At 46.1% G+C, this 15050-nt stretch carries 15 protein-coding genes; 6 read left to right on the top strand and 9 right to left on the bottom strand.

Annotated features, from left to right (window positions below; all coding sequences use genetic code 11):
• Positions 1-35 precede the first annotated feature (35 nt).
• The 3 genes from WH43_RS12715 to dacB are packed head-to-tail and all read left to right on the top strand — an operon-like array spanning position 36 to position 3707.
• Positions 36-1433, top strand: coding sequence for a Na+/H+ antiporter NhaC family protein (locus WH43_RS12715; RefSeq protein WP_053425036.1), 1398 nt, complete (start codon positions 36-38; stop codon positions 1431-1433).
• A 40-nt stretch (positions 1434-1473) separates the two neighbouring features.
• Positions 1474-2232: a M15 family metallopeptidase gene (locus WH43_RS12710; protein WP_053425035.1), complete on the top strand. Its 759-nt coding sequence runs from the start codon at positions 1474-1476 to the stop codon at positions 2230-2232.
• An 11-nt stretch (positions 2233-2243) separates the two neighbouring features.
• Positions 2244-3707 (top strand): D-alanyl-D-alanine carboxypeptidase/D-alanyl-D-alanine endopeptidase, encoded by a 1464-nt coding sequence (gene dacB, locus WH43_RS12705; RefSeq protein WP_053424962.1) that lies wholly within the window; start codon positions 2244-2246, stop codon positions 3705-3707.
• 63 nt (positions 3708-3770) lie between these two features.
• Here dacB and WH43_RS12700 read toward each other — a convergent pair whose 3' ends face one another.
• Positions 3771-5693: a methyl-accepting chemotaxis protein gene (locus tag WH43_RS12700; protein WP_053424961.1), complete on the bottom strand. Its 1923-nt coding sequence runs from the start codon at positions 5691-5693 to the stop codon at positions 3771-3773.
• A 561-nt stretch (positions 5694-6254) separates the two neighbouring features.
• Here WH43_RS12700 and WH43_RS12695 point away from each other — a divergent pair.
• Together WH43_RS12695 and WH43_RS12690 are read left to right on the top strand one after the other, a co-directional pair.
• Complete coding sequence (locus WH43_RS12695; RefSeq protein ID WP_286049723.1) at positions 6255-7883, top strand: sodium:solute symporter; 1629 nt, start codon at positions 6255-6257, stop codon at positions 7881-7883.
• The gene (locus WH43_RS12690; protein WP_053424960.1) at positions 7883-9055 is read left to right on the top strand and encodes an exo-beta-N-acetylmuramidase NamZ family protein; all 1173 of its coding nucleotides are present in this window, start codon (positions 7883-7885) and stop codon (positions 9053-9055) included. The genes WH43_RS12695 and WH43_RS12690 overlap by 1 nt, the downstream gene beginning before the upstream one ends.
• Here WH43_RS12690 and WH43_RS12685 read toward each other — a convergent pair.
• From WH43_RS12685 to WH43_RS12665, 5 genes are all read right to left on the bottom strand, one after another.
• Positions 9052-9564, bottom strand: a complete 513-nt coding sequence (locus tag WH43_RS12685; RefSeq protein WP_053424959.1) for a GNAT family N-acetyltransferase — start codon at positions 9562-9564, stop codon at positions 9052-9054. The genes WH43_RS12690 and WH43_RS12685 overlap by 4 nt on opposite strands.
• Positions 9565-9684: 120 nt before the next feature.
• Positions 9685-10245, bottom strand: coding sequence for an elongation factor P (efp, locus tag WH43_RS12680; protein WP_425543299.1), 561 nt, complete (start codon positions 10243-10245; stop codon positions 9685-9687).
• Between the two features lie 18 nt (positions 10246-10263).
• On the bottom strand, positions 10264-11418 hold the full coding sequence (earP, locus tag WH43_RS12675; RefSeq protein WP_053424958.1) for an elongation factor P maturation arginine rhamnosyltransferase EarP: 1155 nt from the start codon (positions 11416-11418) through the stop codon (positions 10264-10266).
• Between the two features lie 10 nt (positions 11419-11428).
• Complete coding sequence (locus tag WH43_RS12670; RefSeq protein WP_053424957.1) at positions 11429-11800, bottom strand: hypothetical protein; 372 nt, start codon at positions 11798-11800, stop codon at positions 11429-11431.
• Positions 11797-12324 carry a hypothetical protein gene (locus tag WH43_RS12665; protein WP_053424956.1) on the bottom strand — a complete coding sequence of 176 codons (528 nt, stop codon included), beginning with the start codon at positions 12322-12324 and terminating at the stop codon, positions 11797-11799. The genes WH43_RS12670 and WH43_RS12665 overlap by 4 nt, the downstream gene beginning before the upstream one ends.
• Positions 12325-12384: 60 nt before the next feature.
• Between WH43_RS12665 and WH43_RS12660 the strand changes: the two genes are divergently transcribed.
• Complete coding sequence (locus WH43_RS12660; RefSeq protein ID WP_053424955.1) at positions 12385-13005, top strand: START domain-containing protein; 621 nt, start codon at positions 12385-12387, stop codon at positions 13003-13005.
• On the opposite strand, the gene WH43_RS12655 is transcribed toward WH43_RS12660, so the two are convergent.
• The 3 genes from WH43_RS12655 to WH43_RS12645 all read right to left on the bottom strand — a co-directional run bounded on the left by WH43_RS12655 (position 12995) and on the right by WH43_RS12645 (position 14965).
• The gene (locus WH43_RS12655) at positions 12995-13312 is read right to left on the bottom strand and encodes a rhodanese-like domain-containing protein (protein WP_053424954.1); all 318 of its coding nucleotides are present in this window, start codon (positions 13310-13312) and stop codon (positions 12995-12997) included. The two genes, WH43_RS12660 and WH43_RS12655, sit on opposite strands and share 11 nt — an antisense overlap.
• A 112-nt stretch (positions 13313-13424) precedes the next feature.
• A complete protein-coding gene (locus tag WH43_RS12650) occupies positions 13425-14039 on the bottom strand; it encodes a LysE family translocator (RefSeq protein ID WP_053424953.1) in 615 nt (204 codons plus the stop codon).
• A gap of 74 nt (positions 14040-14113) precedes the next feature.
• Positions 14114-14965, bottom strand: coding sequence for a substrate-binding periplasmic protein (locus WH43_RS12645; protein ID WP_053424952.1), 852 nt, complete (start codon positions 14963-14965; stop codon positions 14114-14116).
• Between the last annotated feature and the right edge of the window lie 85 nt (positions 14966-15050).

The following is a 15050-nucleotide window of genomic DNA, read 5'->3' as shown; positions in this document are numbered from 1 at the left end:
ATCAATTGCTGAAATTTATAGTTAGGGAAGTCCCAGTGCCCGATAGTTTAAGTTTATTACCTGCCATTCTGGCGATAGCTGTAGTGATTTGGCGTAAGGAAGTGATACTGGCACTTATTTTAGCCGTAGCCTGTGCTGAAGTTTTATTGTATTTAAAACAGCCTGAACTAAGCGTCTTTGGTGCTTTGTTGTATGGCCCGGTGCAAAGTTTAGAACGCATAATCTCTGTCACTTCTTCAGCCGATAACAGCAGAATTTTATTGTTCTCCCTGCTGATTGGTGCCCTGATGGCCTATATGCGCGATTCGGGTGGTGTCTCTGCTATGGTCAACTGGTTCATCCGCAAAGGAATTGCCCGCACTAAACGTCAGGCTGGTTTTATCAGCTACGGCATAGGTATTCTGGTGTTTATCGAGTCTAATTTGAGTGCGTTAACCGCAGGTATAGTGTCGCGTGGTTTGTACGATAAATTTAAAATGAGTCGTGCCCGCCTGGCTTATATAGTCGACAGTACCAGTGCTCCTATTTGTATTTTAATTTTGCTCAACGGCTGGGGTGCTTATGTGTTGGGGCTGTTAAGTACTTATACCTTACCTGAATCTGCTGTCTCCGTGCTCATTGGCACTATTCCACTGAATTTTTATGCTTTGTTTACCCTGATGATGGTGTTTTACACCATCTACACCGACAAAGTTTATGGTCCGATGAAACAAGCCGAACTTGAGCTCAATACAGTCGCCAGCCATAGCGATATTGATACTCCAGCAAGTAGTGTGTCGTTGATGTTAGTGCCTTTACTGACTCTGATTGCCGGTATGGTCGGCTTTATGCTGTGGACAGGAAATGGCAGTTTAGTCGAAGGCTCGGGTGCTAAGGCTGCACTTTATGCCACTACTCTGGCTTGTGTAGTGGCTTATGGCCTGATGGCTCTGACTCGAAAATTTAACCATCAGCAACTGGTGACTATAGGTTTTAGAGGTATGGGAGAACTCTTGCCTTTAGTCAGCATAGTACTGTTATCTTTGGCTTTAGGCAGCGCGATGAAGGATTTAGGCACTGGGATTTATGTTGCTTCTTTTGTCAAAGAGTCCACTCCTTTGGTGTTAATTCCGGCCCTGCTTTTTATCGCTGGAGCCATTATCTCTTTTACCACTGGCACTTCATGGGGAACATTTGCCATTTTAATTCCTATAGGTATGCCTTTGGTCGAGATGCTCGGATTACCGCCTTCGCTCATTCTGGCTGCTATTTTAAGTGGTGGTATTTGGGGCGATCACTGCTCCCCCATCTCAGATACCACAGTAGTCAGTGCAGTCGCATCAGGCTGTGATTTATTAGAGCATGTAAAAACTCAGCTGCCTTATGCGCTGTTTTGTGGCGTGCTGGCACTGATCGCCTTTTTAATCAGCGGCTGGGTGATGATTGGCGGCTAAAGCGCAAACAAGCTATGGATTTATACGGGAAGTACAGTCGATGAAAACACAAGCCACAGTCGCTCTGAGCTGCATTTTGTTACTATCCTGTGCTGCCACAGAGCCACAAAAAACGCAGCCACAAGCCAAACCAATAAGCTCAGCGGTAGTGAAGTCTCAAGGCGAGATCCGGATTGAACCTGATAAACCTGCTGATATTGTGAATGTCACGACTCTCACTCAGCAAATACAGGTGAACATGGCCTATGCTGGTCCTGATAATTTCACAGCAACACCAGTGCCTGGTTATCAGGCGAATCACTGCTATTTGCAGCAAAAAGCCGCGCAAGCTGTAGCGCAAGTTGCGATACAAGCCGCTCTTTTGGGTTATCAGTTGCAATTACTGGATTGTTACCGGCCTCAACGCGCATCCAATTATTTTATCAGTTGGGTAGCAGATGCTTCAGATCAAAAAACCAAAGCAGCCTATTATCCTCGTCTGAATAAAGCAGACTTACATCAGGGTTATATTGCTGCACACTCGGGGCATAGCCGTGCCTCCACTGTGGATTTAACTTTACTGCGAAAAAACGCTGCGGGTCAGTGGCGCCCTGTAGATATGGGTGGTACTTATGATTTATTTGACCCTGTGTCTCATTTAAACAGTACAGCTATTACCACAGAACAAAAAGCCAACCGATTGTTATTAAAAGATTTAATGCAGCGACAAGGCTTTACCTCTTACGAGCTGGAGTGGTGGCATTTTACGCTGCACAACGAACGCTACCCAAACAGCTATTTTGACTTTGTGGTGAATTAAAAGGAGCTGTTATGCCCTCTTTGCGCCAGTCTGCCTCTGGCTTAGTGTTGCTGATCACTGCAGGACTTAGTGCCTGCAGTAGTACAGCCTCCCTGCACACAAAACAACACCAGCTAATGACTCAACTGTCTGCACAATTACAACAAGCTCAACTGCCCACAGACGCACTGGCTTTTATCGCCTACCCACTGGATAGTTCTGCAACACCACTCAGTTATCAGTCAGACAAAGCCATGCAACCCGCTTCCACCATGAAACTCGTCACCAGTATTGTCGCACTGGAGCAATTGGGTCCGGTCTACCGTGCGAAAACTCAGTTACGCTCTTACGAAGCACCAGCGCAAAAGATGCAACAGCCTTTGGTGCTGAAGGGTTTGGGGGATATGGACTTTAACGTGCAGGAACTCTGGTCGTTGCTACAACAGGCTTATGATCAGGGCATACGCCAAATTCCCGCTATTCAGATTGACCGCAGCTGGTTTAATCCTTCACGTCCTGAGCTAACTGCTTTGCCTTTTGATGAAACGCCACGGGAATACTATAACCTGCTGCCCGATGCTTTGTTTTTACAACGGAATATGCTGGGCATCCAATTGCAGTCCACTGCTGATAGTGTCACAGGCCAGTTTTATCCTGCACTACAAGATCTGGAGCTCATAACCAACCAGGTTGTGCTAACCAACAGCCTCTGTGCAGATTGGTATCCACATCCCCATCATTTAGTCTTTAAACGCCAACCCGACAGGTTACAACTGATATTGCAGGGAGAGTTTCCGAAACATTGTCAGAAAAGGGATTATTTGCAGTTGCTCAACCGCCCGGATCTCAGTCGTTTACTGGTACAGCAGTTATGGCAACAGATTTCAGGACAAACACGAGTCCCAGTGCTGGAACAAGGCGCAACTGAGGCCACAGTGCTGCTGGCAGAACATCAAAGCCGAGCTTTAGCCGAGGTCTTACGAGACATTAATAAAAGCTCTGACAATGCCCTCACCCGCCAGCTGTATTTAGCCTTAGGCGCCCAACAAATTAACGCCCCAACTGAACGGACGGCTGACCGCTCAGAGTTACAGGTTCGCAGTTTTCTTAGCAGTATCGAACTGGATCACAGCAGCCTGGTGCTGGAGAATGGTTCGGGGTTATCCCGCACTGAACGCATTAGTCCAGAACTCATGGCGGCACTACTGCAGCATGCTTACCAGAGTCAGTATCAGCCGGAACTTATCAGCAGCATGCCAGTTGCAGGTATGGATGGCACCTTAAAACGCCGTTTTACTGAGAGCCCGGCCAAAGGCAAAGCCCGTTTAAAAACCGGTACTTTGCGTAATGTAACGGCACTCGCAGGTTTTGCCACAGACCAAAGTGGCCGCACCTGGGTGGTCGCCAGTTTTATCAACCACCCTAAGGCCAGCCGTGGCCGAGTGGTCCTGGATAGCTTGATTGACTGGATCACAATGCAGTCTGTGACCAATTGACTCTGTCTGACTAGAGCGGACAAAAAGCAGGTCCAGCCTGCTTTTCAACCTGAGTTACCGGGTTTACACCTTAAACTTCGATAATACAGCACTAAAATTCTCAGCGATGCGCTTTAAGCCCTGACTGGAATCTTTGGTTGTGGCACTGTGCACCGCATTCTGTTGTGCTGCAGAATGAATATGGTTGGTTTTTTGGCTCACACCATCAGCTACATCACGTTGCTCAGCCGCTGCAGTACTGATTTGGCTATTCAGGTGATTAATTTCCTCTATGGCTTTAAGCACTAAATCCATAGCCTGACTGGCTTCAGCAGCTTTGATCTCGTTATCTTTGACCGTCGCCTGAGCCGTTGAGTTTAAGCTTTGTACTGCGTTTACACCTTGTTGTAACTGTTCAATCATTCGTTTAATTTCACCCGTGGAGGACTGAGTACGGCCAGCTAATAAACGTACTTCATCGGCCACGACACTAAAACCACGGCCTTGCTCACCGGCCCGTGCGGCTTCAATCGCGGCATTCAGCGCCAGCAGGTTGGTTTGTTCGGCTATAGTGTTAATGACTTCAAGTACTTTACCGATTTCAGCACTGGAGGCTGATAAAGTAGCAATAGAGCGCTGAGACTCTTGTGAATCCAATAACTGCTGAGCGGCATTTTTCACTGACGCTTCCAGTGTCTTCATTGCACCTTGCGTCAAACGTGAGGCTTCAACACTGGCTTGTTCTGCTTGCTCGGCGTTATGAGCCACCACAGAGGCGGTTGTCGCCAGCTCATGCACAGAGGATGCGGTGACTTCCAAATCAACAGTTTGTTTCACCACCTCGGCACTGGATTCTTCTGCCACATGAGCCAGTTCTACCGAAGCCTGCACCAGACCATGAGTCATAGAGCTCAGCTCTACTATAGTTAAGCGTAATTGCTCAAGTAACTGGTCAAAACAGCGCGCCATTTCACCAAATTCGTCACTGCTGTAGTTGGAAAAACGGCGGGTTAAATCACCTTCACCTTCGGTAATAGCTTTAATAGCTCTAATAGTATCGTTGACCCGGGTCACGACGATGCTATGGGTTAACCAGTACACCACCAGTAATAGAACTATCGCTGCTATGACGATAATCAACGAGGTCTTTATGACTTCATCACGTACTTCGGCGCTGAGTTCGTCGTTCGAATACGCCAAGACTATCTGATAACCCCAGGGCGCAAACTGCTCTGTCTGAATAGTCCACTCCGGATTTTTCGTTTTTACAATCTGCTCCAGCTCTTCTGCTTTGATATGGCTGGACTGAGCACGGATAGCGCCGTTTCTGTCGAGCAAAGCAACGAAACCTGAATTCAGTAAACGGCTGGACGCCAGCAACTGACGCAAAGCTTCTAAATCGGCTTTGTAGCCCACATAACCTATCCCCACCACCTCGCCTTGTGCGTTGACCAGAGGTTCATAAGCCGTAACAAAAGGGTTGCCTAAAATATCCACTGAACCATAAAAAGCATTGCCTTGACGGATAGCAGCCATTGCAGCCCCCGTGGGTGCCAATAAAGTACCTGTTGCCCTGCCCGTGTCTGTAATGACATTTGTGGAGATCCTGACAAAATCATCACCTGTGCGGCTAAAGAGAGTCGCTGTGCCGCCCATAATAGCAGTCAGATCGTCCACCAATTGGTACTTATTGCCCTGTCCTTCAGTTCCCAACAATAAATCAGGCACCTGTTGTGAGCCAAAAGATAAAGTTTCGCCCTGCGATACAGGCCCAAGATCGGCAATACGTTTGCGAAACAGCTTCATGCTACTTTGCACCTGCTGACTTAACAGGGCATCAGTAACAGTTAAGATATTCGTAATTTCGCGGTTTAAGCGCGCTTTATCTGTGTTAACAGAACTTTCTATCTGCTGATATTTAGAAAACGAAATCACCACTATGGAGCCCAGCATCGCCAGTAAAACCAGGCCGGTGAGTGTTAACATAAATTTGCGTTGTACCGACATAAAAGTTCCTTTGTGGTTTGTGGTTACCTTTACTAAAGGCGACCTTGATCAAAGTATTACGTAATAAAATAGTTTAGCCTGTAAAGTTTTGTGTCACTGGAAAGGCTTTTTAAAATCAAAAAAAAGCCTGTCACAAGGAGTGGCCCCGCAAACCCAGTAAAGAAAAGGTCTCTGCTATTCCAGGACATTCATCGAGAATAAGGGTATACACCCTGTTTTCGTAACCAACATCCCTATTTGTTTGCTACGAAATATTTAGTCCGGTCGCACCCGGGCTAAAACGATACAGTTTCTGACGCCTGACTAAGATGATTTAATACAACGCTATGATTAAAAAAATATCACAACGTTTCACTTTTATCATTTTATTCAATGATGCGGCATAAATCCAACTAGTTTTTTACTTTTATCAATGTAACGGTTTGCATAATCACTTAACTATCCCAGAGTCGGCTTTAAAACAGAACGCAAACTGTTAATTTCGTGCATTAATCGTACAGTTTTCTAACTGATATGCGCTGCTGAAATCAATCCTTGCCAACAGATTTTGAATACGTTCCAATGGCAATTAAAACTAATCCATTAGCCTTCAGAGAAACCATGACCTCCACTTTTGTTGCTTTAGACTGGCTGATGTTCGTTTTGTATTTTGTGCTGCTGACCCTAACCGGCTGGTGGATTAATCGTGGTGGCGCAAAAAATAGTCAGGAGTATTTTGTTGGCAGCAATAACATACCGACCTGGCTGGCAGCCATATCAGTTCTGGCTACAGCACAATCTGCGGCTACTTTTTTAGGTGGCCCTGATAGTGGCTATCGCAGCAACCTGACCTACCTTGCCAGCACTTTTGGTGCTTTAATGGCGGCGTTTTTTGTCGGTTATTTTTTAATTCCACGTTTTTACCGCTACAAAGTCAGCACTGTCTATGAGTTGCTTGAGTTACGCTTTGGCAGCAGAGCAAAAAAACAAGCTGGCTTGATGTATTTGTTTGGCCGTATTTTTGCCAACGGTGCCAGGCTTTATATGGCAGCTATCGCAGTGTCGATGATTCTATTTACCGATATAGCCTTGCAGCATGTCATTTACTCCATCGTCCTGCTTTGTCTGGTGTCAGTGCTATATTCCGTTTTCGGTGGTATTAAATCTGTAATTTATGGCGATGCTTTGCAGTGTTTTGTTTATGTCGGAGCTGCTGTTCTGGTGCTGTTGTATTTATGGAGCTCAATTCCGGCCGATTTTTCAAGCGTTTGGCAGGCTTTAGATCGTCCACCGCACAATGCAGCAAGTAAACTAACCTTGATAGATACCAACTGGGATTTCAGTTCCGCCGGAGCCTTTAACATCTACTCCAGTGTCACTGGCTTGTTTTTACTTTATATCGCTTCTTTTGGCTTGGACCAGGATTTAACCCAACGGGCTTTAACCTGCAAAAATGCCCGTCAGGGTTCGTTAGCCATTATCTGGTCGGTGGTATTGGTGGTGCCTGTCACGCTGGTCTTTATGCTGATTGGTTTTTTGCTGCATATCTTTTACCAAAGGCCCGACTTGATGGCGGGTTCTGGCGCCGTGATGCAAAGCAGTCAATTCAGCGGCGAAACTATCACTGTGTTTTTGTATTACGTCTTGCATGAAATGCCGGCTGGTTTGCGTGGTTTAGTCACAGTAGGCGTAATAGCTGCCGCTGTGTCTACTCTGACATCTGGCTTAAACTCTATGGCGTCTGTGATTATTCAGGACTTGTATAAGCCCTGGCAGCGACAACGACAAGCGAAAACAGAGCAGCACTATGTTCGTGCTGCGCGTGTGTCTATGTTGCTTTGCGCCATAGCTTTAGCCTTGATGGCGCTGCTGTGTTTTTACTGGCAACAAAGCAGCGACATGCCTTTGCTGACCTTTGCGTTGGGTGTGATGGTCTTTAGCTACAGTGGTCTGCTTGGAGTCTATGCCAGTGCACTCTTTAGTCAGCGAGGCAGCCCGACATCCGTTTTAGCTGCATTAATTGGCGGCTTTGTCATCATCCTGCTGATGCAGCCATATCTGCAAAGCTACTATTTACCACCAGACTGGCAGTTTGATTTAGCCTTTAGCTGGCAACTCTGTATAGGTTTTGCCTGCTCTTTTATTATTTGCCAGCTGGGAAAAACCAGTGGCTCCGTTGCAAAAACAGAACTAAATGGAGTGCCCGCCTGATGCGTATGACTCTGTTGTTACTTTGTTTCGCCGCCACCTGTTTTGCTCAAGACGAAGCACTGCAAACTGGTGCCGAGCAGCTAGTTAATCAGCCTGATATCTCCCCTGTTGAGCTAAAAGCCAAACACATAGCTTTGGTAGCGAATCAAAGCTCGCTTGTGGGCGATACTCATCTGTTGGAGCTTTTACTGCAACAAGGCCTTCAGGTCAAAACGGTATTCTCACCCGAACATGGTTTTCGTGGTACCGCCGATGCAGGAGCCAAAGTAGACAACAGCATAGATCCGGATACTGGTGTAGCAGTAGTGTCATTGTATGGCCAACATAAAAAACCAAAGGTTGAAGCGTTAAAAGGCATCAACCTGCTTATTTTTGATTTACAGGATGTGGGGGTACGGTATTACACCTATTTATCCACTTTGCATTATGTGATGGAAGCCGCAGCAGAGCAGGATATTCCTCTGCTGGTACTGGACAGACCCAATCCGAATGGTGCTTATGTTGACGGGCCTGTGCTTGAAAACCACTACCAGTCTTTTGTAGGGATGCACCCTATCCCACTTTTACACGGTATGACGCTGGGCGAGCTGGCGCTGATGATTAAAGGTGAAGCTTGGATTAACAAAGCGGAGCAATTAAAGCTTTTCGTATTACCGATAAAAAACTATCAGCGGGACATACCATATGATTTGCCGGTGCGGCCAAGCCCCAATCTGCCGAATGCTCAGGCAGTGGTTTTATATCCCTCTTTAGGATTTTTTGAAGCCACGCCTTTAAGTATCGGCCGTGGCACTGACTTTCCATTTCAGGTGCTGGGTTACACCAATCCGCCTTTAGGCCCTTTTGCTTTTAGCCCTGTCGCTAAAGCTAGCGCAGCATTAAACCCACCCTTGAAAAACAAACTGGTGTTAGGACAAGATTTGCGTAAAGTAAAAGCGGGAGGCCTAGATTTAAGTTATTTAATTCAGGCACAGGCGCTTTTTGCCAAACATCAGCTGAAGCTATTTAACTCGCCGGATTTTATGGATAAGTTATCTGGTACGAGTAAGCTCAGACAACAGATAGAACAAGGCTGGAGCGAAGCACAAATCCGCCAGAGCTGGCAGGCGGATCTGCAAAAATTCAGGCAGCAACGCAGGCCCTATTTATTGTATCCGGATCATCCGCTTTAAGCCGGAAACAGCTCAGCCATCTGCGCTAAGGTGGCACCAGTCACTCTATTAATGCGCCAGTCGTGCAGCATCACAGCCCCCAACGACTGATAGAAGTCGATAGCAGGCTGATTCCAGTCCAAAACAGACCATTCCAGACGGCCACAATCGCGTTCGACCGCCAGCTTCGCCAGATAAGTAATCAAGGCTTTACCGACACCCACGCCACGGCAAGCAGGCTCAACAAATAAGTCTTCCAGATAAATTCCTGGTTTGGCCAAAAAGGTAGAATAGTTATGGAAAAACAGCGCAAAACCTACGTCTTTTCCCTGATAATTCGCCAGCACCACTTCAGCATAAGCTTTATCTGCAAATAAGGTATCACGTAGCTTTTGTTCAGTCGCTACCACCTGATCTGACAGCTTTTCATAGTCAGCCAGCTGTTGAATAAAACTTAAAATAGCGGGCACATCAGCTTCAGTCGCCAAACGCAGTTCAAGGCCATCAATACGGGTTGAAATAATGCTCATCAGAATTCCTTAACAAAGAAGTGGGTCAGAAAAATAACAACACAAAAACAAAGGGGTCAGAGTCATTAATCCGCTATCAGCACATCAATGACTCTGACCCCTTGGCCGGCAACGAACTAATTACTTAGCGCGGCTGCGGTATTCGTCAGTACGGGTGTCGATTTCAATCTTGTCGCCGATTTCAACGAAAGCAGGAACCATTAATTCGAAACCTGTGTCCAGCTTAGCTGGCTTCATCACTTTACCTGAGGTATCGCCACGTGCAGCTGGTTCGGAGTAAACCACTTCACGTACTACGAATGGAGGCAAGTCAACAGAGATAGCGCGCTCGCCGTAGAATACGACTGAACACTGCATATCAGGAACCAGATACTTCAGAGCTTCAGTCATGTTTTCAGCTTCGATCTCGTACTGGTTGTACTCAGCATCCATGAATACATACATTGGATCTGCGTAGTAAGAATAAGTTACTTCTTTGGTGTCTAACATAACTTGTTCAAACTTGTCGTCAGCACGGTATACAGTCTCAAGACCGCCACCAGTTAACAGACCTTTCATTTTCATTTTTACAACAGCAGCGTTACGGCCAGATTTGTTAAATTCAGCTTTCTGAACAACCATTGGCTCGTTGTTGACCATGATCACCTGGCCAGCGCGTACTTCTTGAGCAGTCTTCATCATAATTGAAATATCTTCTTGTTAGGAAAAATTGCGCGACATTATAAATTTATTTTCGGCAAAACGCACGAGGTTGCTGGCAAGATCTTGCTGTTGTGTTAAATATTCCTGCCATTTTTTGTTATGTACCTGAATTTGCTCACTAAAATTACTAAATAAACTGAATTCTGCACTGATATCCTGCTCCAGATTCCAAGCCATATGCAGCTTTTCTATACAGGCTTTTTGTTGTGGTGGTGCGTGCTGCAAGTACTTGTCCAAAAAGGCCTGTAGTTTGATTAAGTGGGCCTGCTCTTCCTGCCGGTAAATTTGCCAGATAAAAGGCCGCCCAGCCCAGTGAGCGCGGATCACCGAGTCTTCACCCCGGACAAAATTAATATCGCAGCACGCCAGCAATTGGTCGTACATAGGCTGTGGCATAAAATCTAAAATGCGGATACTTAACGACTTATCATCAAAACGGCCTGTTTTTAGTTCGGAGTAAAGTTGGGTTAAATCTGTCGCCAGTTGGCCTTGAGGCACCAGCAACAAGGTACTTTGTGCTGACCTGGCTAATAGCTCAAGCCAGGGACGGATCTGCGACTGACTGTAAGCAAATAAAGATATTTTTTGCTGATAATTCATGGCGTCCACAAGGCCGAGCTGTTGCCAAAACTCTTGCTGTAGTTCAGTTGAGTCTCGCAGTTTGGTCAAAGAATCAACCCGCCCCTGCTCTCTTAATAAGCCACCTGTTTGCTCAGTAAAACCCGGGAAAAAGAAATACTTTTGCAGCGGTAAATAAGGATGAGGCGAAGGCAAGGCATGACAGCCATGTACCCAGTCTTCCGCCGACAGGTATTCCAGATTCAGCCATAAAGCTTTGTCAGTAAAAGAAGCCATCCACTGTAAATAAGATGGCGGAATAGTGCAGGCTAACGCTTCTATCACCAAATCCGGTTTATCTGACTCTGTAAGCGTTGGCAATACCGCAGTCCAATGCCTGACCATTACATCATGTTGCCACTGACTGGCAAGGCTTGGGTTTACGCTGTGACAGATTTTCTGAAAGCTGGCTAAGTCATCAACCCATAAGGTCACCTGCCATTGGTGTTCATTCTGTAATTGCCTGGCTAAACGCCAGCAAATGCCAATGTCACCAAAGTTATCGACCACAGAGCAGAACAAATCGCAGCGCATGCTTTACCTTTCAGATCAGTTGGCTCAGTAACGCTTTTAACGCTTTTGCCATTAAATACAGGGTGGCGATACTAAGCAGCAGACAGCCCCAAAGCAAGAGCTGATACCATAATTTATGTGCGCTTTGTTTTAGTTTTTGCCAAAAACTCTGTGGTGTTTGCCAGTCCGGTAATTGTCTGAATAGCAACAAAGCCAGCCAGGCCAGTAACACCCAGCCGAGTAACACCACAGATAACAACAGAGCAACTTCAAACGCGACTGAAGGGCCTTGCAGCAGGTAATAGACCCCAAAACTAAGTGCATAAAGACCCAGGAAGACCAGACCAAAACGCCAGACATAAAGCCGCTCTGCCACTTGCTGCGCCTTATTAAGCAATTTCATGCTTGTGACAGCTCTGTGGGAACGGGAAATAAAGGCACCAGCCCTGCTTGCCCTGTCATATCCGCCACTAACCAGATTTGTTCAAACGGATGTTGGGCTGGAATTTTTAATAAATGAGGGGTCTGTTCCAGTTCCTGTGCATGCCAGTCTGGGTGTGCATTACGGATCACCAACCAGACCCTTTCTGAGTCATAACTTTTTTGCGCTTTATTACTGATAAGCTTATCCAGTGCCAGCAATAAACGATCAGCCAGCGGACATTGGCGAAGAGACTGCAATGCCTCCTGTGTACCCCCTTTGAGTTCACGGCCAAGAATTTTCATAGCCTCAGCCTCACTGCCATACAAGTGAGCTATTTCCAGATCCAACCGCTGTTGCTCCAGATAACAGGATACGTCAGGCTTCGCCGGTTCGTTATGCCAGATGTGCTGCATTTTGACACCAAACTTGTGCTGGTAAAGCCGCATAAAAATTCTGGCAGCCTGATGTTCCAGCGCTATTTTTTCTTCACTACTGCTTTTCATCTTACCCAAGGGCGTTGTGTTTCGTATAAGCTTGTATCTTAACGAAAAAGTCAGGTGGTTATGTATTTTTTATTCGCTGTGGTGATCTCTTTGCTGGCACTGCCCTCCGGAGCGTCGGAGTCGGCATGGATTTCTTTAAAAACTAAAGCCGGCATTAGTTTGAGTTACCGATATAACCCGAAGCTGGAAGTCAAAGCCAGTGCTTTTTATCCCGGCAATCCAGAGCGTTTTTTATTGTTACTCAAAGATACCAAATCCGTCAGGCGCTGGCTGAAACAAAGTGAGAGCGCCAGTTTGTTGGATGGCAGTACAGAGCGTCACTGGAAGGTCTATACCCGCTTTAAAGCAGTCTGGCCCGTCAGCCCACGGGATATGGTGACCTGTGCCGATGTCATCAAAAAGGAAAAAGAGCAACAAATCCAAATCACCGATTGCTCAGATTTAGTAGCAGAAACTAAAAACTATGTGAGAATTCGGGACGTGAAAGCAGTCTGGACTTTAACCGCCAAAGATCAGGGGTTTGAGCTGCAGTATCAGGGCAGTGCTGACCCTGGTGGTGAATTACCTGAATGGCTGGTAAAACAACTGACCTTAAGCTCGTTACGTGCCAGTTTTGTGGCTTTTAAAACTGAATTAAAACGCCCGGTTGATCAAACAAAACCAATCGAAGTTATTCGTTAGATTGAACCTGTTTTTGTTTTAACTGCTCATAAGCACCGGCATTCGTCACATTGTTGTATCCCATGCGCCGGAGGGTCTCTAATGCAATACCTGAACGGCGACCACTGCGGCAGTACAACTGAATGTCCTGGGTTTTATCAGCACCGATAGCCGTAATTTTTTGTTCAATTTCATCAAAAGGAATATGAACAGCGCCTTCTAAATGCCCAGCCCTGTATTCTTCAGCGGTACGCACATCAATCCATAGACTTTCAGCCAGAGCCGTTGGCCCGCACAGTAACAACAGCACTACCAGTAATTTTTTCATCGTCAAAGTCCTTAGCAATTTAATAACAACAGCACTGAGCCAGTGATAACAAGCGAAGTGTAGACTAAAAACTTAAGCGATAACAAAAAGATAAACTCTGAATAATCAACATTTACAGCATCCACTGTGCATAAAGCTCAGCCAGCACAGGCCCTACCGATACCACCAATAAAAGTGCCATAGCCCAGTTAAAAACACGCTGATACAAAGGTTGATTGAGTACTGAACGAAGCAAAGCGCCACAGGTTAACCAGACTCCCACACAAGGGAAACTGACCAGTAAAAAGGCGGTCGTGATTTGAGTCACATCCCACCAGGCGTTGCCGGAGACAGTCGTAAAAGCTGCCACAGCACCGGAGGCCATGATCCAGGCTTTGCCATTGACCCACTGAAATAAAGCAGCTTGCAAAAAACTAAAAGGTTTAGCGTCTGAGCCTTCAATACTGCTGGGCGTGCTGGAACCAATTTTCCAGGCCAGCCACAGTAAATACAACACACCTATGATTTTGATCCAGAGATGCAGCTGGGGAAAACGTTCAAATACCACGCCAAAACCTAAACCAACCAACAACACCATCAACGGGAAACCAAAACAAATACCGAAAAAATGCGGCAGGCTGGCTTTAACACCATAGTTCACGCCGGAGGACAACATCATGATGTTGTTCGGACCTGGGGTGATGGTGGTAGAAAAGGCAAAAAACAGTACGGCGAAAAAAACGTCCACTTCGACTCCGGATCGCAAGAGGTTAATGCGTTGAATCTAAAGCAGATCAGGCTAGTAATACAACAAAAAAATAGTTAATTCGGCTTGTACCAGAGGACTGACTCCCTCAGCGGCGTTTCCGGAGGTAACAATGGGTTTTGAAGTTCAACCAGTTTACGCTCTGACAACCTCATTGTTTTTAACTGACTGACAAAGTGTTTTTGGAACAATAGATCAAAGCTGCCATCTTTGAGTGCCTTGCGTAAACCCGACTCAATTTTTTCTGCCAGTTGCGGATTTTTATTCGACACAAAAAAATACACAGCCCCCGGATAATGCAGCAGCCAATCGGTTTCAATATCTAGCCCTTGCGCTGCAAAAATTTGCTGCTCAGCTTCTATTTCCAGCACACTGCGTGGCACCGCATCCACTCTTTTGTGTAGCAACATCTGAAACAAACTCTGATAGCTGGAAGCGTTCAGCACTTTAAATTTGTTCTGACGCAAAACATCGGTGTCTACCCAGTCATGCACCTGCGACAGCATGAGCTGTTTCAGTGCAGCGTCATCTTTTAAAGCGCTGAACTTTGCCTGATCTTTACCTCTGATCAGTAACAACCTGTAGCTACCCAGGCCTTTGTAAATGGGGATACGTATAGGTAAAAAGCGTTTTTCACGCTCAATAGATGTCATGGTCCAGACTACATCCACTTCAAGGCCGGTTTCCAATAAATGCAAAGCCCGGCTTTTGGACACTCGCGCAGAAGTACTTTGCAAAGTGGCAGTACTGCCGGCTTTTTTTAAAGCAAGTTCAAGTAAAGCAATAGGATAGTTTGAACGTTTATCAGCTGAATCTTCGATGGCTGGATAACGCACAATGTCAGCAGACAACGAGTTTAAGGGAAAAAACGCCAGACAAAGCAGCAGATAAAAGCGCGATCTGTACATCAGGCATATCCTGAAAAATGAACTGCTTAGAGTCTAGAAGAAATCGGGGCTGAGTAAAATTAGACCAGTAGGTTTAATTTTACTC

It is taken from the genome of Rheinheimera sp. KL1, assembly GCF_001275035.1.
GTDB lineage: Bacteria > Pseudomonadota > Gammaproteobacteria > Enterobacterales > Alteromonadaceae > Pararheinheimera > Pararheinheimera tangshanensis.
The sequence above is the reverse complement of the archived record's forward strand: the minus strand, read 5'-3'. Positions and strand labels throughout refer to the sequence as shown.